Source organism: Mycobacterium sp. IDUB_28, assembly GCF_055419285.1.
In genome coordinates this window covers 366,005-389,300 of the sequence record NZ_JBVAXK010000001.1, presented here as the reverse complement: position 1 = coordinate 389,300, position 23,296 = coordinate 366,005, and the positions used below count along the sequence as shown (strand labels likewise).

At 69.2% G+C, this 23,296-nt stretch carries 22 protein-coding genes and 1 pseudogene; 12 read left to right on the top strand and 11 right to left on the bottom strand.

Annotation, left to right across the window (positions count from 1 at the left end):
- Positions 1-4: 4 nt before the first annotated feature.
- The 4 genes from ACZYZ9_RS01865 to ACZYZ9_RS01850 are packed head-to-tail and all read right to left on the bottom strand — an operon-like array spanning position 5 to position 3,032.
- Entirely contained in the window at positions 5-745 is a 741-nt protein-coding gene (locus ACZYZ9_RS01865) for an adenosylcobinamide-GDP ribazoletransferase (RefSeq protein WP_463824497.1), read from the bottom strand.
- Positions 742-1,797, bottom strand: a complete 1,056-nt coding sequence (cobT, locus tag ACZYZ9_RS01860) for a nicotinate-nucleotide--dimethylbenzimidazole phosphoribosyltransferase (RefSeq protein ID WP_463824496.1) — start codon at positions 1,795-1,797, stop codon at positions 742-744. Before cobT ends, ACZYZ9_RS01865 begins: the two co-directional genes overlap by 4 nt.
- On the bottom strand, positions 1,794-2,327 hold the full coding sequence (locus ACZYZ9_RS01855; RefSeq protein ID WP_463824495.1) for a bifunctional adenosylcobinamide kinase/adenosylcobinamide-phosphate guanylyltransferase: 534 nt from the start codon (positions 2,325-2,327) through the stop codon (positions 1,794-1,796). Before ACZYZ9_RS01855 ends, cobT begins: the two co-directional genes overlap by 4 nt.
- Before the next feature lie 6 nt (positions 2,328-2,333).
- Positions 2,334-3,032: a DUF3043 domain-containing protein gene (locus ACZYZ9_RS01850; RefSeq protein ID WP_463824494.1), complete on the bottom strand. Its 699-nt coding sequence runs from the start codon at positions 3,030-3,032 to the stop codon at positions 2,334-2,336.
- A gap of 157 nt (positions 3,033-3,189) precedes the next feature.
- Between ACZYZ9_RS01850 and ACZYZ9_RS01845 the strand changes: the two genes are divergently transcribed.
- Positions 3,190-4,266: a glycerate kinase family protein gene (locus tag ACZYZ9_RS01845; protein ID WP_463824916.1), complete on the top strand. Its 1,077-nt coding sequence runs from the start codon at positions 3,190-3,192 to the stop codon at positions 4,264-4,266.
- Between the two features lie 87 nt (positions 4,267-4,353).
- Positions 4,354-4,710, top strand: a complete 357-nt coding sequence (locus tag ACZYZ9_RS01840) for a HesB/IscA family protein (protein WP_463824493.1) — start codon at positions 4,354-4,356, stop codon at positions 4,708-4,710.
- Positions 4,711-4,714: 4 nt separating this feature from the next.
- On the opposite strand, the gene ACZYZ9_RS01835 is transcribed toward ACZYZ9_RS01840, so the two are convergent.
- Entirely contained in the window at positions 4,715-5,365 is a 651-nt protein-coding gene (locus tag ACZYZ9_RS01835) for an Rv0361 family membrane protein (protein WP_463824492.1), read from the bottom strand.
- 183 nt (positions 5,366-5,548) lie between these two features.
- Between ACZYZ9_RS01835 and ACZYZ9_RS01830 the strand changes: the two genes are divergently transcribed.
- The gene (locus tag ACZYZ9_RS01830; RefSeq protein ID WP_463824491.1) at positions 5,549-6,523 is read left to right on the top strand and encodes a carbohydrate kinase family protein; all 975 of its coding nucleotides are present in this window, start codon (positions 5,549-5,551) and stop codon (positions 6,521-6,523) included.
- Positions 6,524-6,662: 139 nt separating this feature from the next.
- Here ACZYZ9_RS01830 and asnB read toward each other — a convergent pair whose 3' ends face one another.
- Positions 6,663-8,639, bottom strand: coding sequence for an asparagine synthase (glutamine-hydrolyzing) (gene asnB, locus ACZYZ9_RS01825; RefSeq protein WP_463824490.1), 1,977 nt, complete (start codon positions 8,637-8,639; stop codon positions 6,663-6,665).
- 179 nt (positions 8,640-8,818) lie between these two features.
- Between asnB and ctaC the strand changes: the two genes are divergently transcribed.
- The 4 genes from ctaC (at position 8,819) to ACZYZ9_RS01805 (ending at position 12,095) form a co-directional block, all read left to right on the top strand.
- Complete coding sequence (ctaC, locus tag ACZYZ9_RS01820; RefSeq protein ID WP_463824489.1) at positions 8,819-9,907, top strand: aa3-type cytochrome oxidase subunit II; 1,089 nt, start codon at positions 8,819-8,821, stop codon at positions 9,905-9,907.
- An 8-nt stretch (positions 9,908-9,915) separates the two neighbouring features.
- Positions 9,916-10,335, top strand: coding sequence for a cytochrome c oxidase subunit 4 (locus ACZYZ9_RS01815; protein WP_463824488.1), 420 nt, complete (start codon positions 9,916-9,918; stop codon positions 10,333-10,335).
- 171 nt (positions 10,336-10,506) lie between these two features.
- Positions 10,507-11,445: an MmpS family transport accessory protein gene (locus ACZYZ9_RS01810; RefSeq protein WP_463824487.1), complete on the top strand. Its 939-nt coding sequence runs from the start codon at positions 10,507-10,509 to the stop codon at positions 11,443-11,445.
- A complete protein-coding gene (locus ACZYZ9_RS01805; RefSeq protein ID WP_463824486.1) occupies positions 11,445-12,095 on the top strand; it encodes a DUF2561 family protein in 651 nt (216 codons plus the stop codon). The genes ACZYZ9_RS01810 and ACZYZ9_RS01805 overlap by 1 nt, the downstream gene beginning before the upstream one ends.
- Positions 12,096-12,157: 62 nt before the next feature.
- Here ACZYZ9_RS01805 and qcrB read toward each other — a convergent pair whose 3' ends face one another.
- The 4 genes from qcrB to ctaE are packed head-to-tail and all read right to left on the bottom strand — an operon-like array spanning position 12,158 to position 16,563.
- Positions 12,158-13,825, bottom strand: a complete 1,668-nt coding sequence (qcrB, locus tag ACZYZ9_RS01800; protein WP_463824485.1) for a cytochrome bc1 complex cytochrome b subunit — start codon at positions 13,823-13,825, stop codon at positions 12,158-12,160.
- Positions 13,822-15,051 carry a cytochrome bc1 complex Rieske iron-sulfur subunit gene (qcrA, locus tag ACZYZ9_RS01795; protein WP_463824484.1) on the bottom strand — a complete coding sequence of 410 codons (1,230 nt, stop codon included), beginning with the start codon at positions 15,049-15,051 and terminating at the stop codon, positions 13,822-13,824. The genes qcrB and qcrA overlap by 4 nt, the downstream gene beginning before the upstream one ends.
- Positions 15,048-15,911 carry a cytochrome bc1 complex diheme cytochrome c subunit gene (qcrC, locus tag ACZYZ9_RS01790; RefSeq protein WP_463824483.1) on the bottom strand — a complete coding sequence of 288 codons (864 nt, stop codon included), beginning with the start codon at positions 15,909-15,911 and terminating at the stop codon, positions 15,048-15,050. The genes qcrA and qcrC overlap by 4 nt, the downstream gene beginning before the upstream one ends.
- A gap of 40 nt (positions 15,912-15,951) precedes the next feature.
- The gene (ctaE, locus tag ACZYZ9_RS01785; RefSeq protein WP_463824482.1) at positions 15,952-16,563 is read right to left on the bottom strand and encodes an aa3-type cytochrome oxidase subunit III; all 612 of its coding nucleotides are present in this window, start codon (positions 16,561-16,563) and stop codon (positions 15,952-15,954) included.
- A gap of 139 nt (positions 16,564-16,702) precedes the next feature.
- Here ctaE and trpD point away from each other — a divergent pair, with 139 nt between their 5' ends.
- Complete coding sequence (gene trpD / locus ACZYZ9_RS01780) at positions 16,703-17,782, top strand: anthranilate phosphoribosyltransferase (RefSeq protein ID WP_463824481.1); 1,080 nt, start codon at positions 16,703-16,705, stop codon at positions 17,780-17,782.
- On the opposite strand, the pseudogene ACZYZ9_RS01775 reads toward trpD, so the two are convergent.
- Positions 17,720-19,543: pseudogene (locus ACZYZ9_RS01775) on the bottom strand (DEDD exonuclease domain-containing protein); the annotation flags it as partial. The gene trpD and the pseudogene ACZYZ9_RS01775 sit on opposite strands and share 63 nt — an antisense overlap.
- 119 nt (positions 19,544-19,662) lie before the next feature.
- Between ACZYZ9_RS01775 and ACZYZ9_RS01770 the strand changes: the two are divergent.
- The 4 genes from ACZYZ9_RS01770 (at position 19,663) to pimB (ending at position 23,296) form a co-directional block, all read left to right on the top strand.
- The gene (locus ACZYZ9_RS01770) at positions 19,663-19,917 is read left to right on the top strand and encodes a hypothetical protein (RefSeq protein WP_463824480.1); all 255 of its coding nucleotides are present in this window, start codon (positions 19,663-19,665) and stop codon (positions 19,915-19,917) included.
- Between the two features lie 173 nt (positions 19,918-20,090).
- The gene (ripC, locus tag ACZYZ9_RS01765) at positions 20,091-21,245 is read left to right on the top strand and encodes a peptidoglycan hydrolase RipC (protein ID WP_463824479.1); all 1,155 of its coding nucleotides are present in this window, start codon (positions 20,091-20,093) and stop codon (positions 21,243-21,245) included.
- A 41-nt stretch (positions 21,246-21,286) separates the two neighbouring features.
- Positions 21,287-22,108, top strand: a complete 822-nt coding sequence (locus tag ACZYZ9_RS01760; RefSeq protein ID WP_463824478.1) for a hypothetical protein — start codon at positions 21,287-21,289, stop codon at positions 22,106-22,108.
- 51 nt (positions 22,109-22,159) lie between these two features.
- A complete protein-coding gene (gene pimB / locus ACZYZ9_RS01755; RefSeq protein WP_463824477.1) occupies positions 22,160-23,296 on the top strand; it encodes a GDP-mannose-dependent alpha-(1-6)-phosphatidylinositol monomannoside mannosyltransferase in 1,137 nt (378 codons plus the stop codon).

Below are 23,296 nucleotides of genomic sequence, written 5' to 3'. Positions count from 1 at the left end.
CGCCTCACCCGCGGACCAAACCCGCCAGCGCCACCGCGGCCGCCGTCGTGGTCACCTCGACCGCAGCGCCCAACACGTCACCGGAGACACCGCCGAATCGCCGCGCACAGTGCGCGACCAAACCCGCCCCGCACAACACCGCCAGCAGCATCGCGACCGGTCCCTGCCAAAGCCGGGAACCCACCGGGACGGCAGCGGCCAGCAGCACGGCCAGCCACCCTGACACCACCCAGGTCGGCTGAGTGCCGGCGACCTGCGCGCCCAGCGCACTGCCGTCCGCGGCCACCACGCCGCGCCGGCAGGCCGCCACCGCGGTGACCCGCCCGGCGGCCACGGACACGGCGATGGCGCCCGCCCCCAGCGTCGAGAACGCCAGTCCCTGCAACGCGATGACCATGACGATCGCGGCGACCCCGAACGGACCCGTCGAGCCGTCGCGCATCACTGCCAGTGCGCGCTGGGGCGGGCCGTAGCAGCCCAGACCGTCGGCGGTATCGGCGACGCCGTCGATGTGCAGGCCCCGGGTGGCCAGCAGCAGCACCCCGACCCCCAGCAACCCGGGCAGCGGGCTGGACGCGCCGAACAGCGCGGCACCCCCCACCGTCACCGCCGCGGCCAACGCCCCCAGCGCCGCACCCACCACCGGCAACGCCGTCATCGCCCCGCGACCCATCGGGCCGACCCGCGACGCCGGCACCGGCAATACCGTAGCGAACGTCAAAGCCGTTGCCAGCGAACGGATCACGGGACCGCAGGACCGGACACGTCGGCCTCGGCGAACGTCGCCATCGAGCCCAGGGCCGCCACCGCGGCGCGCAGCACCGGCAACGCCACCGCGGCCCCGGTGCCCTCGCCCAGCCGCATCCGCAGGTCCACGATCGGCTCCAGTTCGAGAGCCGCCAGGGCCAGCGTGTGACCCGGCTCGGTGGAGCGGTGCCCGGCCTGCCACCACTGCCGGGCCCCGGGCGCCAGCCGCTCGGCGACCAGCGCCGCCGCCGTCACCGCCATGCCGTCCAGCAGCAGCGGGGTACGCCGGATCGCGGCCTGCGCGCAGAAGCCGGCCAGCGCCGCGAAATCCGCACCGGCACAACAGCGCAGCAGCGCGACCGGGTCGTCGAGCATCGAACGCGCCCGGAAGAGCGCATCGCGCACCGCCGCCGTCTTACGCATCCACGCGGCATCGTCGATCCCGGTGCCGAAACCCACCACCGCGACCGGTTCGGTGTTGGTCAGCGCCGCCACCAGCACCGCCGCCGGGGTGGTGTTGCCGATGCCCATGTCGCCGGCGATCAGCAGGTCGGCGCCGGCGTCCACTTCGTCGTCGGCGATCTGCTGGCCCGCGGCCAGAGCGCGATCGACCTCGGCCTGGGTCAGGGCGTCTTCGACGGCGATATCGCCGCTGCCCCGGCGCACTTTGTCGCTGATCTGATTCGTCGTGCCCAGCACCGCGTCGCAGTCGACGGCCAGATCGGCGATTCGCACCGTCGCGCCGGCGAGTTGCGCCAGCGCGTTGATGGCGGCCCCACCCGCTTCGATGTTGGCGACCATCTGCGCGGTCACCTCCGGGGGATAGGCCGACACGCCGGACCGGGCCACCCCGTGATCCCCGGCAAACACCACCACCCGGGCACGCTCGAATTGCCGCGGCGGGCACTGGCCCTGGCAGGCCGCCACCCAGACCGACAGGTCCTCGAGCCGGCCCAGTGCCCCGCGCGGCTTGGTCAGCTCGTCCTGGCGGGCCCGGGCGTCCGCCGCGGCGCCCGCATCGGGCGGCTGCACCGGCGCGAACCCGATCATGCCGGCGCCTTGACCGTGAGCGGCTGGCCCGCCACCACCAGCACCACCCGATCGCACAGCGTGGCTGTGCGCTGGTTGAGGCTGCCCAGTTCGTCGGCGAACCGACGCCCGGACGCGGTGGCGGGTACGACCGACAACCCCACCTCCGGACTGACCAGCACCAACGTCGACCCGAATGCGTCCACCGCACCCAGCAACTCCCGCAGCGGCGCTTCCACCGATCCGCCGTCCCACCCGTCGTTGCGGTCCAGGGTGCCCGTCAACCAGGCGCCGAGGTCGTCGACGAGTGTCGGGGTGTCGGGATGTCCGCGCAGTTCGGCGGCCAGATCGGCGGTCTCCACCGTCGTCCAGTGCGCGGGCCGACGGGCACGGTGCCTGGCGATCCGTTGCGACCACTCCGAGTCGGCCGAGTCCGCCGATCCGGCGGCCAGGTAGCGGACCGCCTGCCGGGGCGCCAGTGCCGCGACGACGGCGTGCTCCGCCCACTCGGATTTGCCCGACCTGATACCGCCGAGTACCAGCGTGCGCACCTCGGGTCAGGCGTCTTTCAGTCGGCTGCCGCGTTCGACTTGGGGTCGGGGCATCCGCATGCGGCGCATCTGCGAGGCCCGTCCGGCCGCGTAAATGCCCAACTTCCAATGGCTTTCGGTGTTATTGGGGAACTTCGCGTCGACCAGCCTGCCGACCTTGCGGCCCAGGACGATGCCGTCGATCGCCATCAACACCATCAGCACCAGCATCGCCGGCGACATGTAGTACTGCAGTTGCGGCACGCCGAACATCAAGGCCAGCAGAAACAGCGCCGACGGCATGAACAGGCCGAGCACGTTGCGCCGGGCGTCCACCACGTCGCGGACGTAGCGTCGCACCGGGCCCTGGTCGCGCGGCAGCAGATACGCCTCTTCGCCGGCTTTCATCCGTTCCTGACGCTCGGTCATCCGGGCCCGGCGGGCGTCCCGTTCGGCGCGGCGCTCCGCGCGGCTGAGTTTCGGCCCGGCCAGCGTCTTGCGCCGGGCCCGCGCTTCGGCCGCCGTCATCGGCGCCGGCGCGACCGGACCCTTGCGGCCCTGACGCCTGGCCTCGTCGCGCTTGGGCGTGGGCCGGCCCTTGGGACCGGTGCCGCGCGACGACCGGGTCGCCTGCGCCGGGGCGGCTTCCGTCCCGGCCGGGTCCGGAGTGTCGTCACCTTCGGCCCCGTTGTCTTCGAAGCCTCTGTTGCGGCCCAACAACTTCACAGCGCCAGGTTACTTCGCCGCTCGCGGGCAGCTGAATGCACCTGTTATGCATGCGCTCGCATATCGGTTAGACCTACGCTGGCCAGTGATGAACGGCTCGCAGGCGTCGGATGATGCTGCCGGTGACTTCGGGCCCGGCCGGCTCCAGCTGCCCGCAATGCGGGTGCTGGTGGCCCCCGACTGTTACGGGGACAGCCTTTCGGCGGTGGAGGCCGCCGCCGCCATCGCGACCGGCTGGACGCGGTCCCGTCCGGGTGACTCGTTCATCGTCGCGCCGCAGTCCGACGGCGGACCCGGCTTCGTCGAGGTGCTGGCCAACCGGATGGGCGGGCTGCGCCGACTCGTGGTCTGCGGACCGCTGGGGGCCGACGTCACCGCCCAGTGGGTCTTCGACGAGCGCTCAGCGACCGCGTATCTGGAATGCGCGCAGGCGTGCGGGCTGGGGCTGCTGGACGGGCCACCCACGCCGGAGACCGCGATGGACGCCCACAGCCGCGGCGTGGGCCAGCTGATCGCGGCTGCGCTGCAGGCCGGGGCGCGGCGCATCGTGGTCGGGCTGGGCGGCAGCGCCTGCACCGACGGCGGGCAGGGAATGGTCAACGAGTTGGGCGGCCTGGACCTGGCCCGCCAGCGGTTGGCCGCTGTGGAGTTGATCGCCGCCTCCGACGTCGCATATCCGCTGTTGGGACCGTGGGGGGCGGCACGGGTGTTTGCTCCGCAGAAAGGCGCGGACACCGCGACCGTCGCCAAATTGGAAGTGCGGCTCGAAGCGTGGGCGTTGGTGCTCGACACGGTGGCTGGGCGCGACGTCAGCGCCGAGCCCGGCGCGGGTGCGGCCGGCGGCATCGGGGCGGGCCTGCTTGCGCTGGGCGGGCGCTGCGAATCCGGGGCGGCCATTGTGGCCGAACTCACCCACTTCGCCGACGATCTCGAAGACGCGGACATGATCGTCACCGGCGAGGGGCACTTCGACGAGCAGTCGCTGCACGGCAAGGTGGTGGGTGAGATCGCGGCCGCCGCCCGGCCGCTGGGAATTCCGGTGATCGTGCTGGCCGGACAGGTGTCGGTGGACAAAGCCACCACCCGCGTGTCGGGCATCATGTCTGCGCTGGCCATGTCCGAATACGCAGGTTCGGTGCGGTTGGCACTGGCCGACGCGGCGAATCAGCTGATGGGATTGGCCTCTGAGGTGGCCGCTCGACTCGGGAATAGCGGTCCGGCGGGGTACCGTTGAAACAGTGAGTTTTTCCTGGCAGGCCCCGGACAGTGCGTCGGGGAAGCCGGGCGGGCCACCCGAACACATGAGCAGGTAGGAGAAGCAATGACGGTGCAGAACGAGCCGACCACCGAGGCCCACGGGGTGATCCTCACCGACGCCGCGGCCGCCAAGGCGAAGTCCCTGCTGGACCAAGAGGGACGTGACGACCTTGCGCTGCGGATCGCGGTGCAACCCGGTGGATGCGCGGGGTTGCGCTACAACCTGTTCTTCGACGACCGCACCCTGGACGGCGACCTGACCGTGGAGTTCGGCGGCGTGACGCTGACCGTGGACCGGATGAGCGCGCCGTACGTGCAGGGCGCGTCCATCGACTTCGTCGACACCATCGAGAAGCAGGGCTTCACCATCGACAACCCGAACGCCACCGGTTCGTGCGCGTGCGGGGACTCGTTCAACTGAGCGGTCAGTACTGCCCCGAAGTGCGCAGCACGTAGGAGCACACCAGGATCTGGCCGCGCTGGAACAGCAACTGCGCGACACCCTGGATCTCTTTGCGCGCCGGCCCGCCCGTGGCCGGCGTCGCATTCATGCTGAACAGCACCTGCGCCTGATACTGCGACAGGTACACGATCTTGTCGATTCCGGTGATCTCCACCTCGGAGAACTGTTTGCGGAACGCGTCGCTGCTGAGCTTGGCCAGGGCCAGGTCGGAGCGCTTGTCCTTCACCGCGTCATAGATGCCGCACATCGAATTGCGGACGATGACGTCGGTGTCCTTGTGCGCCAGCGCGTTGAGGTAGGTCTGGATCGCCGACTTGGCCGTGGCCTCGGGGAAGGTGCTGGTGGTGTTGGCCCCGTTGGTGCGAACCCCGTAGACGATGGCGGTCGTCAGGCCCGCGATCAGCGCAATGGTCAGCAGGATGCCGATCAACAGCCGTCGGGGCCGCCGGTTGGGGTGGGGGGCCGGCGCCGGCGGACCCGGATACGGGTGCACCGGTGGCTCGTTGCCGTCACGCGGAAAATCCAGCGTCTCGGGCCCGACCTGGGGGTACGGCTGCCCCTGCGGAGGTCCTTCATCGCCGACCGCGGGGTTCGGCGGGTACGGACCGGCCATCGTTGTTCTCCTACGCTGGTGGACGAGTCGACGAGAGGTTGCCGTCCGAGTCGCGGCAATCAGGGGAGTTCCCCAGGGCAGGCTAGCGCAACCGTTTTCAGCGTCTGCGCTACGACGGCGTTGGTGGCCGAGCTGACGTTCATGAGAGGCTAGACGACCTTAGAAACGAAGGACGGAGATTTAGTGACCATCGCGGTAACCGGTTCCATTGCCACCGACCATCTGATGCGCTTTCCCGGCAAGTTCTCCGAGCAGCTGCTGCCGGAGCACCTGAAGAAGGTGTCGCTGAGCTTCCTGGTCGACGACCTGGTGGTGCATCGCGGGGGAGTGGCCGGAAACATCGCCTTCGCCATCGGCGTGCTGGGTGGCGACGCCGCGCTGGTGGGCGCCGCCGGCCAGGACTTCGGCGAATACCGGTCCTGGCTGCAGTCCCACGGCGTCAACTGCGACAGCGTGCTGATCTCCGACAGCGCGCACACGGCACGTTTCGTCTGCACCACCGACACCGAGATGGCGCAGATCGCGTCGTTCTACCCGGGGGCGATGTCCCAGGCCCGCGACATCTCGCTGGCCGACGTGGTCCAGCAGATCGGCACCCCGGAACTGGTGATCATCGGCGCCAACGACCCGGCCGCGATGGTCGTGCACACCGACGAGTGCCGCAAGCTGGGGCTGGCATTCGCCGCCGACCCGTCGCAGCAGCTGGCCCGACTCTCCGGCGACGAGATCAAACAGCTCATCGACGGCGCTGCGATCCTGTTCACCAACGACTACGAGTGGGACCTGTTGCTGTCCAAGACCGGCTGGTCGGAGGCTGATGTGATGGCGCAGGTCGAGCTGCGGGTCACCACGCTGGGCGCCAAGGGCGTCGACATCATCGGCCGGGACGGCGCCACGCTGCACGTGGGCGTCGTGCCCGAGACGAGCCAGACCGACCCGACCGGGGTCGGGGACGCGTTCCGGGCCGGCTTCCTGACCGGTCGCAGCGCGGGTCTGAGCCTGGAGCGGTCGGCGCAGCTGGGCTCTTTGGTGGCGGTCCTGGTGCTGGAGTCGACCGGGACCCAGGAGTGGGAGTGGGACCGCTCGCTCGCGGAGTCCCGGCTGGCCGGTGCCTACGGCGACGACGCCGCCGCCGAGATCGCCGCGGTACTCGCCTGAGTCCCCGCCTTTCGCCGTCGTCCGTTTCGCTCTGCAGAGTGAAGCGGCGGCTTTCGGTGTGACGCCAGGGCGGAAAGGCAGTCCGAATCCCGACCTGCGCTCACTCCGGAGTGCGTGATTTCACACGCGAAGCCCGAGGCTACAACTCGACGGGGTAGACCGGCTCGCTGATCTGCGGCACCACGCTGTGCTCCACGAAGATCGCGTGCCACAGCATGAAGATCAGCAACGTCCACAGCCGCCGGCTGTGATCGCTGCCGCCGAGCCGGTGTTGGTCGAGCAGCCGGCGCACCGCGGCCAGGTCGATCAGGTGGCCGGCCTGCGACGACTCGACCATCTGGTAGGCCCACTCCTGCAGTTCGCCGGCGCGCAGCCAATGCCGAATAGGGACCGGGAAGCCCAGCTTGGGCCGGTGCAGCACATGCGCGGGCACGATCGGCTCCAGCGCGCGACGCAGCGCGTACTTGGTGGTGGTGCGGGTGATCTTGGCCTGGTAGGGCAGCCGTGCCGCGACGGCGAACACCTCGGGGTCCAGAAACGGCACCCGCAGCTCCAGCGAGTTGGCCATCGTCATCTTGTCGGCTTTGACCAGGATGTCGCCGCGCAGCCAGGTGAACAGATCGAGATGTTGCATACGTGCCACCGGATCCCAGTCAGCCGATTGCGCGTAGATCGCGGCGGTGACGTCGGTGTGGGTCCAGTCCTCGCGGAATCCGGGCAGCACCTCACGCAGTTGCTCGTCGGAGAAGCTGCGGGCGTTGCCGTAGTAGCGCTCCTCGAGCGTCAGCGACCCGCGGTGCAGCAGGCTTTTGCCTCGCATACCCTCCGGCAGTGGCCGCGAGACCCGACCCATCGACCGGCGCACCGGCCGCGGCAGATAGTCGAAGGGCTTCAGCGACAGCGGCTCCCGGTAGATCGTGTAGCCGCCGAACAACTCGTCGGCGCCTTCCCCGGACAACACCACCTTGACGTGCTTGCGCGCCTCGCGGGCCACGAAGAACAGCGGCACCAGCGCCGGGTCGGCGACCGGCTCGTCGAGATACCAGACGATCTCGGGCAACGCGGCGACGAACTCCTCGGCGCTGACCACCTTGGCGACGTGGCGGGCGCCGATCGCTTCGGCCGAGGCCACCGCGACGTCCAGCTCGGAGAAGCCCTCCCGTTCGAAACCGGTCGTGAACGTGATTAGTCGCGGGTTGTGCCGGATGGCCAGCGCCGCGATGGCGGTGGAGTCGATACCACCGGACAGGAACGACCCGACGGTGACGTCGGCGCGCATGTGCTTGGCCACCGAGTCCTCGAGCACCGCGGTGATCTCGTCGTAGCGGGCCTGTTCGTCGTCCGACGTGATCGGCACCGCCGCGAACCGGGGAACGAAGTAGCGGGCTACCTCGGGGTCGGATCCAGGCCGGATGCGGGCGTAGCAGCCCGACTCCAGGCGCCGGATCCCGCGGTGCAGCGTCTCGGGCTCCGGGACGTACTGCAGGACGGTGTAGTGCTGCACCGCCCGCAGGTCGATCGCCTCGTCGAAACCGATCAGATCGGCCAGGTCCAGCAGGCATTTCTTCTCGCTGGCCACCGCGGTGCCGCCGGTGCCGGTGGCCATGAACAGCGGTTTGATGCCGAACGGGTCGCGGGCGCAGAACAACTCGCGGGTTTCGGTGTCCCACAGCGCGAACGCGAACATGCCGCGCAGCCGGGTGAGCACCTCGGCACCCCAGAAGTGGAAGCCGGCCGCGATCGCCTCACCGTCGCCGTCGGTGGCGAAGACCGCGCCGTGCCGGGTACGCAGCTCGTCGCGCAGTTCCAGGTAGTTGTAGATCTCGCCGTTGAAGACCAGCACGTAGCGGTCCGGCGTGTCGGGGGGACCCCACTTGAGCGGCTGGTGCGAATGCGCGATGTCGATGATGGAGAGCCGGTTGAATCCGAACACCACCGAGCCGTCGGAGTCGGGATCGGCCCAGGTGCCCGGCTCGTCGGGACCCCGGTGCCGCATCAGGTGCGACGCGTCGGAGATCGCCTCGTCGGCCCGGGCGGCATCAGCTGCAGCGCGCCGGGCCCCGTCGGGCTCCTCGGAACCGGCCGGAGCGGCGACGAAAGCCAGCAGTCCACACACGGCGCCCCAGTATGCCGCACTTCACCGGGCTTGGGGATGCAGCGTCCGGCGGGTTGCGGTGACCAGGCAGTCGCTAGGTGAGACGGTGTGGTCTACGCTGCGTAGTATTCGACATCCGAGTTAGACCGGGTCAGCCGGAAGGCCAGTCGGCCCAGCTTGTGATACAGGAGGCGCCCAACGTGACACGACGCGGGCTTGGTCGTTCGCAAAGCTTGTCGCAGTGCGGTTCTGGAGGCGTACGCGGCCCGGCCCGGCGTCTCCGGCCGGTGTTGCTGCTCGTCACCCTCGGCGTGCTGGCGGTCACCCTGAGCGGGTGCACCTGGCAGGACGCCCTGGCGCTCGGCTGGCCCGAGGGCATCACCCCCGAAGCGCACGCCAACCGACAGCTCTGGATCGGCGCCGTCATCGCCTCCTTCGTCGTCGGCATCATCGTGTGGGGTCTGATCTTCTGGGCGTCGGCCTTCCACCGCGCCAAAGACTCCGACACCGACCTGCCCCGCCAGTTCGGCTACAACATGCCGCTGGAACTGGTCCTGACGGTGACACCGTTCCTGATCATCTCGGTGCTGTTCTATTTCACCGTCGTGGTGCAGGAAAAGATGCAGCACCGGGAAGACCCCGAAGTCGTGATCGACATCACCGCCTTCCAGTGGAACTGGAAATTCGGCTACCAGCGCGTCGCGTACAAGGGAGACAACGGCTTCCGGTACGAAGGCCTGGACGAGGCGCGAAAACGCGAGATGGTCTCCAAACCGGAGGGCAAGGACCGGCACGGTGAAGAACTGGTCGGACCGATACACGGGCTCAACACCGAGGACCGGACCTACCTGAACTTCGACAAGGTCGAGACGCTGGGCACCAGCACCGAAATCCCGGTCCTGGTACTGCCCGCCCACCGGCGCATCGAATTCGTGCAGGCCTCCGCCGACGTGATTCACGCGTGGTGGGTGCCGGAGTTCCTGTTCAAGCGCGACGTGATGCCCAACCCGGTGGCCAACAACTCCACGAACGTCTTCCAGGTCGAGGAAATCGTCAAGACCGGCGCGTTCGTCGGCCACTGCGCCGAGATGTGCGGCACCTACCACGCGATGATGAACTTCGAGGTCCGCGTGGTGGAGCCGGACAAGTTCGTGACCTACCTGCAGGCGCGGATCGCCGGAAAGACCAACGCCGAAGCGTTGCGGGCGATCAACGAGCCCCCGCTGGCGACGAAGACCGAGCCGTTCGACACGCGGCGCGGTGAATTGGCCCCGAGCCCAAGAGGTTAGGACAACTCATGCATATCGAAGCCAGGTTGTTCGAGTTCGTCGCGGTGTTCTTCCTGGTCGTGACGGTGCTCTACGGCGTGTTGACGGCCATCTTCGCCGTAGGCGGCGTCGAATGGGCCGGGACCACCGCGCTGGCGCTGACCACCGGGTTGGCGTTGATCGTGGCCACCTTTTTCCGGTTCGTCGCACGTCGCCTCGACACCCGGCCCGAGGACTACGAGGGTGCCGAGATCAGCGACGGCGCAGGGGAGTTGGGCTTCTTCAGCCCGCACAGCTGGTGGCCGATCATGATCGCGCTGTCCGGGTCGGTCACCGCCACCGCGATGGCCCTGTGGCTGCCGTGGCTGATCGTCGCGGGAGTGGTGTTCATCCTCGCCACCGTGGCCGGCCTCGTCTTCGAGTACTACGTCGGTCCCGAAAAGCACTGACCGCGTCCCAAAGGTCACAATCCGGGCATCAGTTGTCCGGCGCCTGTTTGCCGCCGCGGCCGTGTCCGGACCGGTTGGGTAGGGTTTCCGAGGCACCATGAGAATTCACCGAGCGCGCGGGCGCGAATGTAGCCGCGGCGCCGCTCGGGCGGTTGGACAGGGTAGGCAGACATGAGCGGGCCGCATCCGCCGGGACGGGAACATGACGAGCCCGACCTTGTCGGCGAACCTGCCGATGCCGAACCCGGCAGCGACGCCCTCGACTACCCCGATGAGCTCGACGAGCTCGACCGGATTGACGAACACGACGACGATATCGGGGCGGCACCGTCCGAGGCCTTCACGCGGGCGTACTCGGCGCCGGAGTCGGAACTGTTTGTCGGCGGCCCGTATCTGCCCGCCGATCTGGGGCTCTACGACTACGACGGCTACGACGACTTCGACCGCGACGACGACCGATCCACACCGCGCTGGCCCTGGCTGGTCGGCATCGCCGCGATCGTCGCTGCGATCGCACTGGTGACGGCCGTGTCGCTGCTCGCGACGAACGCCGACACCGCCAAATTCGCCAAGCCCGAGGTCAGCACGACGACGACCTCGTCGGCGCCGCCCGCCCAGGACGAGATCACCACTACCAAAACGCCGCCGTCGTCCGAGCCGCCGCCACCGCCGCCGTCGTCATCGTCCGAACCGCCCGAAGCACCCCCGTCGTCAGAGCCGGCGACGACAACTACGCCCCCTCCGCCGCCACCGTCGCCGTCACCGACCGCGGCGCCCCCGCCCGCGCCCAGCCCGTCGGTCGCGGCGCCGCCCCCGCCGCCCAGCACCACGCCGGCCGGCCCGCGGCAGGTCACGTACTCCGTGACGGGCAGCAAGGCCCCGGGCGACATCATCTCGGTGACCTACGTCGACTCGTCCGGACGGCGACGCACTCAGCACAACGTGTACATTCCGTGGTCGATGACGGTCACGCCCATCTCACAATCCGACGTGGGTTCCCTGGAAGCGTCCAGTCTCTTTCACGTCAGCAAACTCAACTGCACGATCATCACCAACGATGGAACGGTCTTGTCCTCGAACTCCAACGACGCACCGCAAACGAGCTGCTGATGGTCGGCAGATACTCCGCCTACCGGCGCGGGCCGGATCCGGTGGTCAATCCCGACGTGATCGACCGCGTCATGATCGGCACCTGCGCGGCGATCTGGCTGGTGCTGATCGGTGTCAGCGTGGCTGCCTCGGTCGCGCTGTTCGACCTCGGGCGCGGTTTCCACAAAATGGCGCGCACTCCGCACACCACGTGGGTGCTGTACGCGGTCATCATCGTGTCCGCGCTGGTCATCGCCGGAGCCATTCCGGTGTTGCTGCGGGCCCGCCGCAGCACCCAGGTGGAGCCGGTGGTGCGGTCCAGAGCGCTGCAGGGGCGAAATCCCACTCGGCAGCCGATCGCGGTGGGCGCGCGTCCCGCTTCCCGTGCGGCGACCGACCCGGCGCGCCGCGACCACGTGAAAGCCTATGGCGCGCTTGACGAATGGTCCGGCGAGGCGGTGGACCGCCTGTGGTTACGCGGAACTGTCGCGCTGACCGGCGCCATCGGCACGGCGTTGACCGGGGTCGCGCTGGCGACTTACCTGATGGCCGCGGGCCACGACGGAGCCTCCTGGGCCAGTTACGGGTTCGCCGGACTGGTCACCGCCGGGATGCCGGTCATCGAATGGTTCTACGTGCGGCAGTTGCGGCAGGGTCACGCCGGGCACTAGGTCTGCCGGCCACTGCCACCGACTGCGGCGGTATGGCCTCCGGATTGCGGAGCGCAGCGGCGCTAGTGGTGCTCCCCGTTGGACGAACCGTTCGACGAACCGTTCGTGCTGCGCTCCTGGTGCTCGCGCAACGCCGTGAGAGCCCGGTGTTCGGCCGCGTGGCCCGCCTCGCGCAGCGCCGAATCCTCCGACGCAGGGTCGGCGGTGAGGAAGCTGCCGCTGCCCGGCGAACCGGCGGAGCCCAGTTTGTTCATCTTCTTGGGCAACGGTGCGCCCTGGTATTCCAGGGGCAGCGGGTGACCGTGGTCGTCGACGGGGCCCAGCGGCTGGTGCAGTTCGATGTAGGCACCGTGCGGCAGGCGTTTGATGATGCCGGTCTCCACGCCGTGCTCGAGGACCTCGCGGTCGCTGCGCTGCAGGCCGACGGCCCACCGGTAGGCGATGAAGTAGACCAGCGGCGGCAGGATCACCATGCCGATCCGGGCGATCCAGGTGGTCGCGTTCAACGAGATGTGGAACTTGAACGCGATGATGTCGTTCATTGCCGCCAGCGTCAGCACCATGTAGAAACTGATCGCCATCGCGCCGATCCCGGTGCGCACCGGCACGTCGCGGGGCCGCTGCAGCAGGTTGTGGTGCGCGTAGTCGCCGGTGAACCGCTTCTCCAGGAAGGGGTAGATGATCAGCAGGACGAAGACCAGCCCCATGATGATGCCGACCCACACCACCGCGGGAATCGTGTGGTGGAAGAAGTAGAACTCCCAGGCCGGCCAGATACGGGCCAGGCCCTCGGTCCACATCATGTAGAAGTCGGGCTGCGAGCCCGCCGACACCTGAGACGGCTTGTAGGGGCCCAGGTTCCAGATCGGGTTGATCTGCAGCAGCCCGCCCATCAGGCCGAGCACGCCGACGATGCAGGCGAAGTAGGCGCCGGACTTGACCGCGAAACCCGGCATCACCCGCACGCCGACGACGTTGTGCTCGGTGCGACCAGGGCCGGGGAACTGGGTGTGCTTCTGGAACCACACCAGCGCCATGTGCACGCCGATCAGGGCCAGAATGATGCCCGGGATCAGCAGGATGTGCAGCGCGTACAGCCGCGGGATCAGGATGGTGCCGGGGAAGTCGCCGCCGAACAGCGCCCAGTGCAGCCAGGTCCCGATGACAGGCATGCCCAGGGTGATCGAGGACAGCGCGGCCCGCAGTCCGATGCCGGAAAGCAGGTCGTCGGGCAGCGAGTAACCGAAGTAACCCTCGAACATCGACAGGATCAGCAGCAGCGACCCGATCACCCAGTTGGCCTCGCGCGGCCGGCGGAAGGCGCCGGTGAAGAAGATGCGGGCCAGGTGGACCATGATCGACGCGGAGAACATCAGCGCGGCCCAGTGGTGGACCTGACGCACGAACAGCCCGCCCCGGATCTCAAAGGAGATGTTCAGCGCGGTCTCGTAAGCCCGCGACATCTCCACCCCGCGCAGCGGCTGGTAGACGCCGTTATAGGTGACCTCGGCCATCGACGGGTCGAAGAACAGGGTCAGCCATACGCCGGTGAGCAGCAGGACGATGAAGCTGTACAGCGCGATCTCACCGAGCAGGAACGACCAGTGCGTCGGGAACACCTTGTTGAGCTGACGACGGACGGCCGCCGACGGGTGGTACCGGGTGTCGATGCCTTCGCCCTGGCTGGCCAGCACGTCACCGATTTTGGGGGGACTGAATTTTGGACTCATGTTGTGGTGCGCTCCCAGAAGGCCGGACCGACGGGCTCGATGAAGTCGCCGTTGGCGACCAAATACCCGCTTTTATCGATTGTGATCGGCAGCTGCGCCAGCGCACGGGCCGCCGGACCGAAGATCGGCTTGGCGAAATGCAACGCGTCGAACTGCGACTGGTGGCAAGGGCACAGGATCCGGTAGGACTGCTGCTCGTACAGCGACGAGGGGCAACCCAGATGTGAGCAGACCTTGGTGAAGGCGAAGAACTCACCGAAGTTGAAGCTCTCCTGGCCCTTGCGCTTGACCACCCGGTCCAGGTCACTGGGCTTGATGCGGATGAGCATCACCGGGTTGCGGACGCCCAGCGAGATCTCGGAGAGCTTCTCGTGGGACTCCACAGTGGTGCCGTCACCGTCGGACTCGCGCCACGGGAACACTGTTTCCATGCCGCCGGCGTCGAGGTCCTCGGGACGCATCTTGATGAACGGCGGGCCGTCGTGGGCACCGGTGGCCCGGGCCAGGTAGATGGTCTCGCCTTTGGTCCGCGGGGTCCACCCCGACGTCCACAGCACCGCCTTCATGCCCTCCGCAGTGGGCACGACCGGTTTCCATGGGTTCTTGATCAGGCCGCCGGCAAACGCGACCAGGGTGCCGAGGCCGAACGCGCCCATACCCATCCCGAACGACAGCCCGATCAGCTTGCGCCGGCCGATCGTCGAGCCTTCATAGGCGTCGGTCAGGTTCGCCACCACGGTCCTGCGGTCGATCTCGCGGGAGGCGCCGTCGTGCCGGTCCTGAATCGTAATCTCTTCCGGGATAAAGCGTTTCTGGAAGAGCACGGCCCCGATCGCGATGGACAGCACGGACATCCCGAAGGTGAAGCCGTACAGCGGGGTGGCCAGCGAGTACATCAGGTTGCCGTCGACGCCCCTGGGCTTGTACTCCCACGGCCAGAACAGGAAGACCACCAGCAGCGCGAGTCCGAAACCGCCGCCCAGCAACAGCCAGGTCGCGACCGAGCGCGCGGCGCGCTTCTCGGCCTTGGTGCCTGCGACCGGCCAGCGCGGCTCCTTATAGACGATGTCGACGCCGTCGATCTTGCTGCCGAGGTCGAGCAGCTCCTGGGTGGACATCGCAGCCAGAGCGGCGTCGTCCGGCTCTTTCTGGCCCTGGTGAGTGGCCGTGTCGGTGTCGGTGCCGGCCGCGCCGTCGCGCTCGGTCGGGTCAGGTCTTTCGCTCATGTGCGCGCCCCAATCCACAGTGCCAGTCCGATGGCGCCGACCATGCCAATGATCCACATCGCCATGCCCTCGGGTGCGGGCCCGAATCCGCCCAACCCGTAGCCACCGGGGGTGCGTTCCTCAGCGACGGTCCGCACGTAGCCGATGATGTCCCGCTTCGCCTCCAAGGACAGCTGCCGGTCGGAGAACTTCGGCATGTTCTGCGGTCCGGTCAGCATCGCGGTGAGGATCTGCTGCTCGTTGGCGGGCCCCAGGTCGGGGGCGTACTTGCCGGACGACAGCGCACCGCCCTTGCCGGTGAAGTTGTGGCAGGAAGCGCAGTTGAGCCGGAACAGGTCGCCGCCGCGACCCAGGTCGGTGCCGCGCAGCGACTCCATCTGCAGGCTGTTGTCGGGATTGCGCAGCACGGTGGGACCGCCGCCGTTGGCCTGCACATAGGCGCCGAGCGCGTCGATCTGGCGTTCGTCGAAGATCGGTTCCTTGCGCTGGGCCTGAGCTTCGCCGCGCATCGCGGGCATGCGGCCGGTGGACACCTGGAAATAGACGGCCGCCTCGCCGACCCCGATCAGGCTGGGCCCGTGGTCGGGCACGCCCTGCAGGTTGGCGCCGTGGCAGGACACGCACGAGGTGTCGAAGAGCTGCTTGCCGGTGCGCAGAATGGCCGCACCGGACTCGTCGGCCATCGCGACCTGCGGCGTCGGCGTGAGCACCGCGGCCAGGCCGCCGGCGAAGGTCAGGGCGATCAGCAGCAGCAGTCCGCTGGTCAGCCGACGGCGCAGCCGTCGCCGCGAGCGGTTGGTGCGCGGCTTCTCCGGCTGGCTAGGCCGCCGGCCGGATCGGGTGGATCCCAGTTTTCTCAACTGAGCACTCCTGTTCTCGGGCCTGTGTTTCGGGGGTCGCTCAACGGATGAAATAGATCACGGCGAACAGCGCGATCCACACGATGTCCACGAAGTGCCAGTAGTACGAGACGACGATGCTGGCGGTGGCCTGCGCAGGGGTGAACTTGCTCATGGTGGTGCGCGCCAGCAGGAAGATGAAGGCGATCAAACCTCCGGTGACGTGCAGCCCGTGGAAGCCGGTCGCCAGGTAGAACACGCTGCCGTAGGCGCTGCCCGGGATGGTGGTCCCGTGCGTCACCAGGTGCACGTACTCGTAGGCCTGACCGAGGATGAAGAACAACCCCATCCCGAACGTGAGCAGATACCAGCGGCGCAACCCGAAGACGTCGCCGCGTTCGGCCGCGAAGACCCCCATCTGGCAGGTGAACGACGACGCGATCAGCACCAGCGTCACCGGCACCGCCTGGTAGAGATTCAGCTCGGTCGGCGGCGGCGGCCAGTTCCCCGCCGCCTGTGCTCGCGCCGTGAAGTAGAACGCGAACAGGCCAGCAAAGAACATGAGCTCGCTGGAAAGCCACACAATGGTGCCGACACTGACCATGTTGGGCCGGTTCAGCGAATGCACCCGCGAGGTAATCGCAGTACCCGAGGTCCCTACCGCACTCGTCACATCCGCAAGTATGACGCTTTGTAGTTGTCGCGCACTACCCGGGTGACTAATTTCCGGAAATTCGGTGGGCCGGGCCCGGTCTGCCGGCGGCTCAGGACGCCGGTTGGGCCGCGTTCGAAGCGCGTGGGACCATCGGCGCGTGGCTGCGTCGTCCGGGGGTGTGGTGTCCGCTGCGGTGCCGACGTGGCCGCAGGTGCTGGGCCGGCTGACCCAGCAGCAGGATCTGATCCGGGGCCAGGCCGGCTGGGCCATGGATCAGATCATGGCCGGGGAGGCGCAACCGGCCCAGATCGCGGCGTTCGCGGTAGCGCTGAAAATGAAGGGTCCGCGGGCCGACGAAGTGAGCGAACTCGCCGGCGTCATGCTCGACCACGCCCGCCCGATGCCGGCCGATGCGGTGCCCGCCGACGCCGTGGACGTGGTCGGCACCGGCGGTGACGGGGTCAATACCGTCAACCTGTCCACGATGGCGTCCATCGTGGTGGCGGCGGCGGGCGTTCCGGTGGTCAAACACGGCAACCGGGCGGCCTCGTCGCTGTCCGGCGGCGCCGACACGCTCGAAGCGCTCGGGGTACGCATCGACCTGGGGCCCGAGCAGGTCGCCCGCAGCCTGCGCGAACTGGGGATCGGGTTCTGCTTCGCGCCGCAGTTCCACCCGTCGTACCGGCACACATCGGTGGTGCGTCGCGAGATCGGTGTGCCGACGGTCTTCAATCTCCTTGGGCCGCTTACCAATCCGGCCCGCCCGCGGGCCGGACTGATCGGTTGCGCCTTCGCCGACCTGGCCGAGGTGATGGCCGGGGTGTTCGCCGCACGCCGGTCCAGCGTGCTGGTGGTGCACGGGGACGACGGACTCGACGAACTCACGACCACCACGACGAGCACCATCTGGCGCGTGCAGGCGGGCACCGTGGACAAGCTCAAGTTCGATCCGGCGGGGTTCGGGTTCGCCCGCGCCGATCTCGAGCAGCTGCGTGGCGGCGACGCCCAGGTCAACGCCGCGGAGGTGCGCGCCGTACTGGGCGGCGCCCGGGGCCCGGTGCGCGACGCCGTGGTGCTCAACGCAGCCGGCGCCCTGGTTGCCCACGCGGGATTATCCAGCCGCGCTGAATGGCTGCCGGCCTGGGAAGACGGGCTGCGCCGGGCCAGCGCCGCGATCGACAGCGGCGCGGCCGAACAGCTGCTCGCGCGTTGGGTGCGGTTCAGTCAGCAGGTCTGAGCTGGTTTGCTCACCGGCGAGCCGCGCCGATCGTGCGGTGGCCGCCCAGCCGGCCCAGGCGCCCGCCGACCGCAGCGGTGTGGCCCACCCCGGGGTGTCGGCGTCGCCGGCGACCCGCACGATCCGCACCCCCGGCGTCGCCAGCCAACGGACGATCAGCGCGGTCTCTTCCACCAGCGTGCCGCCCAGCGGGGCGGGCGACGGCAGGATCGACTGCGCCCCCGCGACAATCGCCTCGACCACCGGCATCGGCGGCACCCCGCGCCGCGCGGTGCCTGCCGCGGCCAGCCGGCCGTGCCGGATGACGGCGAGCTGGTAGCCGTCCGAGCCGTCCGGCTTGGCGGCGATCAGTTCGGGCAGCACGGTCAGGGCACGCAGCCGTTGCCCACGCCAAAGCGCCTCGACGGCAGTGGCGATGTGATCGCGCAGCCGGGCCGCGCTCTCGTAGTGATGCCGGGCGGCCAGGGCCGCGACGTGGGCGACGGCCGCGCCCAGCGCCGTGTTGTCGGTGCCCTCGATCAACCTCGACGCGCGCCGTGTCGCCGCGGCGTACTGCTCGGCCGTCATATCCCGGGCGGCGGGGCACGGCGAGATTTCCAGTTCCGGACATGCGGGGCCGTGCCGGGCGGAGCGGGCCAGGCGCTTGGTGCAGGTCCGCACCCCGGTGAACCGGGCCAGCAGGTGTGCGGTGTCCACAGCGTCGGCGCGGGACCGGAACGGGCCGACGACCCGGTCATGCCGGGGGTTGCGGACCACCGAGAAGCGCGGGAACGCCTCGTCGGTGAGCACCACCCACCACCAGCGGTGCGGGAACCGCGACCGGCGGTTGTACGGCGGGGCGTGGGCGGCCAGCAGACGGAGTTCGCGCACCCCGGCTTCCAGCGCGTGCGCGCACTCGACGTAGTCGACCCCGTCGGCCAGGGCGACCATCTCCTTCATCCGGCTGCGCGGATCGGCGCCGTTGAAGTACTGGCTGACCCGGCGGCGCAGGTCCACGGCGGTGCCGACGTAAAGCACCTCCGCCGCGGGTCCGCGGAACAGGTAGACGCCCGGGCGGCGTGGCAGCGCATCGGCGAAGACCCGTTTGCGCCGCTGCGCGGGGGTGACGTCGGGCAGGTACGAGCGCAGCTCGGAGTAGGTGTGGATGCCCTGGTTGCCGACCCGCTCGATGAGCGCGTGCAGGACGTCCACGGTGGCCCGCGCATCGTCCAGCGCGCGGTGCGTGGGCTGGGTTGCCACGGCGAACAGCCGGGCCAGCTCGGCCAGCCGCACGCTGGGCGCTTCCTCCCGGCTGAGCACCCGCCGGGCCAACCGGACCGTGCACAGCACCTTGGGCCGGGGCCAGCGCAACCGGCAGCGCTCGGTGGCCGCGCGCAGAAAACCCATGTCGAAGCCGGCGTTGTGGGCCACCAGCACCGCGTCGCCGGCGAATTCGAGGAACATCGGCAGCACTGCGTCGATGGTGGGGGCGTCGCACACCATGGCGGTGGTGATGCCGGTCAGTTGCACGATCTGCGGCGGGATGCTGCGCTGCGGGTCGACCAGGGTGGCGAATTCACCCAGGACGGCACCCCCGCGCACCTTGACCGCGCCGATCTCGGTGATCGCGTCCGGGGTGGCACCGTCGCGGCCGACGGCCCGACCGCCGGTGGTCTCCAGATCGACGACGACAAACGTGGTTTCGCGCAGGGTCGGTTCGGTAGGCGCCGCCCAGCTGTCCAGCCCGGCGAAGCTGAGTTGGGTCCCACCGCTCGCGCCCATGACCGTGACGTTAGGCATGCGCACCGACACCTGTTGATTTCCCACGCCGACCGTTGTTGTCGGTGCCCGCCGTTACCGTGCATTTCAGTACGCAGGCCCGACCGAGAGGACCGACTCAGATGGCATTCAGCAGCGGAACCGAAAGCCGCGGTGGCAGTGCGCCACGCCCGGGGGAGCCGGTTGTCATCGACTGCGATGACTGCGCGGTGCGCGGCCCGGGATGCCGCGACTGTGTGGTGAGCGTCTTGCTCGGCGTACCCGAAACCCTTTCCTACGACGAGCAAGTCGCGTTGGAAGCGCTGGCAGAGGTGGGGATGGCGCCGCGGCTGCGCCTGGTGCCGATCCGGCGCGGAAGGGAGTCTGGCGTGGCGTGATACCTCGTGTAGGGTCGACGACGGCATGAACCCGGCTTCACATAAAAATGACAGAAATCTACCTAATTTCTTAACCCGTCCCTTTGGACAAACGTCGATATCATTTCGTAACCTGTTTGAGACCTAAACCAGCTCGTCGCATTGGCGTCGATGGCAGTTTAAGGAAGCAAATCTTGAGGCTCGACTTTAGGCACTTGACCGCGCGCGCAATCAAGCAGTTTGCCATCGGTTCGTTGACGAGCTTCGTCGTGTTTTCCGGCATCACGGCCGCCGCGGTGATGGCCGATCCGGCCGAGGACGCACTGGCAAAACTGAACGAACTCTCCCGTCAGGCCGAGCAGACCACCGAGGCGATGCACAGCGCCCAACTCGACCTGAACGAGAAGCTGGCCGCCCAGCGGGCCGCGGACAAGAAGCTCGCGGACGACCAGGCTGCCGTGGGCGCCGCGCAAGCGAAGTTGGCCACCTTCCAGACCGCAGTGAACAAGCTCGCCGCCGCGACCTACATGGGTGGCCGCACCGACGGGCTGGACGCCATCCTGACCGCCGACTCTCCGCAGCTGCTCATCGACGGGCTGTCCGTGCAGCGGGTGATGGCAGGTCAGATGTCCGCGCAGATGGCCAGCTTCAAGGCCGCCGGCGAGCAGGCCGCCAAGGCCGCGCAGGTCTCCGCCAAATCCGCGGCGGACGCCAAGGCCGCCGCCGAGCAGGCCGCTGCGGTGCGGGCGAACCTGCAGCACAAACAGAGTCAGCTGCAGGTGCAGATCGCCGTGGTGAAGTCGCAATACCTGGCGCTGACCCCGGCGCAGCGCACCGCGCTGGCCAGTCCCGGTCCGGTGCCCGAGCAGGTTCCGGGGGCACCGGCTCCCGAGGCCCTGCCGCCGGGTGCTCCACCGGCCCCCGAGGGCGCTCCCGCGCCTGGCGAGCCGCCGGTGACCGGCGCGCCGTTCACCATGCAGCCCGGCGGAGGCGGGGGTGGCGGGGACCGTGCCGTCGTGGTCCAGGCCGCGTTGACCCAGATCGGGTCGCCCTACGTGTGGGGTGGTGCCGCGCCCGGTGGATTCGACTGCTCCGGCCTGGTCATGTGGGCCTTCCAGCAGGCCGGCATCTCGTTGCCGCACTCCAGTCAGGCGCTGGCGCACGGCGGTCAGCCGGTGTCGCTCGGCGAGCTGCAGCCCGGTGACGTGCTGACCTTCTACTCCGATGCGTCACACACCGGCATCTATATCGGCGACGGAATGATGGTCCATTCCTCCACCTTCGGCCAGCCGGTCCGGGTGGTACCGATGGACTCCTCCGGTCCGATCTACGACGCCCGCCGCTACTGACGATCGCGGCCTCACGCCGGCGTTCCCTGCCGCTGGCGTGCGTGCTGGTCGCTGAGCTGTGTGCGGCGCTGGTCGTCGCGGTTCACCAGCAGGCCGAGCAACCCGCCCCGGTTGTCACCACGTCGTCGGACAGCATCGAGCACCGATTCGCCGTGGGCACCACGCCGGATCGCATCGTGCGGTCAACGAATGAAGGTGGGCCCGATGCCGGTCGCCTGCTGTCCCGGGTGGCAGCGGACATGCGCCCGGCTGTCGAGGCGGTGGTCGCGTTCTGGGGCCCGGACTGGTCACCCGAGATCCCGGTGATCGCCACCGGTACCGATGAGCAGTTCCGGGTCGCCGCCGGGGGTGGTCCGGCGGCGCAGTGGACGGACATCGCCGCGGTCACCGTGGTCGACCGGGTCGATCCGGCGCTGCGCACCGCCCTGGGCGCCCGGATCGTGTTCGCGCCCGGCGCGGCCGGGATGAGCGTGGGTGCATTGCGAATTGTGTTGACGCACGAGCTTTTTCACTTCGCCGCTCGGGCGGACACGGCTACCGACGCGCCCCGGTGGCTGGCCGAAGGTGTGGCCGACTACGTGGCCAGGCCGCCGACCGCGGTGCCCGCCGACGCGGCAACCACCCTGCCCACGGACTCCGAACTGGACGCCACCGGTCCGCAGCGCTCGCAGGTATACGACCGGGCGTGGTGGTTCGCGCGGTTCGTCGCCGATATCTACGGGGTGCCGAAATTGCGCGAACTCTACCGGTCCGCTTGCGGGGTGGGGCATGGCGATGTGCAGACCGCCATCCGTGCCGTGCTCGGCGTCGACGCTGCCGACCTGCCGAACCGGTGGCGGAACTGGGCGGCCGACCGAACCTGATCTGCGCGCGCCGAGGACCGGTTTGCGGACCGGCCGGGCTAACGTGACGTGGTGAGCCGGGTCCTGCTGGTAACCAACGACTTTCCGCCGCGGCGCGGCGGGATCCAGTCGTATCTGGCGGAATTCGTCAGCCGGCTGGCCGGCGCCGGTGCGCACACCGTGACCGTGTATGCGCCGAAATGGAAGGGCGCCGAGGCTTTTGACGCCGCCGCCGGCTATCGCGTGGTGCGCCATCCCACCACGCTGATGCTGCCCGTTCCCACCGTGGACGCCCGGATGCGCCGGCTGATCGCCGAGCACGACATCGACACGGTCTGGTTCGGCGCGGCCGCACCGCTGGCCCTGCTGGCGCCGCGCGCCCGGCAGGCCGGGGCCACCCGGGTGCTGGCCAGCACCCACGGCCACGAAGTCGGCTGGTCGATGCTGCCGGTGGCGCGGTCGGTGCTGCGCCGCATCGGCGACGGGACCGACGTCGTGACCTTCGTCAGCCGCTACACCCGATCTCGGTTCGCGCCCGCCTTCGGGCCCGGCGCGTCACTGGAGTACCTGCCGCCCGGGGTGAACAGCGACCGGTTCCGGCCGGACCCGGCCGCCCGCGCCGAGCTGCGCAAGCGCTACCGGCTGGGGGACCGGCCGACGGTGCTGTGCCTGTCCCGGCTGGTGCCCCGCAAGGGCCAGGACATGCTGATCAAGGCACTGCCGGCGATCCGGCAGCAGGTTGACGGCGCGGCGCTGGTGATCGTCGGTGGCGGACCTTATCTGGAGACGCTGCGCCAGTTGGCGCGCGACCGTGGGGTCGCCGACCACGTGACCTTCACCGGCGGGGTGCCGGGCGACGAACTGCCCGCCCATCACGCGATGGCCGACGTGTTCGCCATGCCGTGCCGTACCCGCGGCGCCGGAATGGACGTCGAGGGGCTGGGCATCGTGTTCCTCGAAGCCTCAGCCACCGGGGTACCGGTGGTTGCCGGCGATTCCGGTGGAGCTCCGGAAGCGGTGCAGCACAACAAGACCGGGCTGGTGGTCGACGGCAACTCGGTGCAGGACATCGGCGCAGCTGTCACCGGGCTGCTGACCGATCGCGACCGGGCGGCGGCGATGGGTGCCGCCGGCCGGGAGTGGGTGCAGGCGCAGTGGCGCTGGGACACCTTGACCGAGCGGCTCGCGGGCCTGTTGTCCGGGGACTGA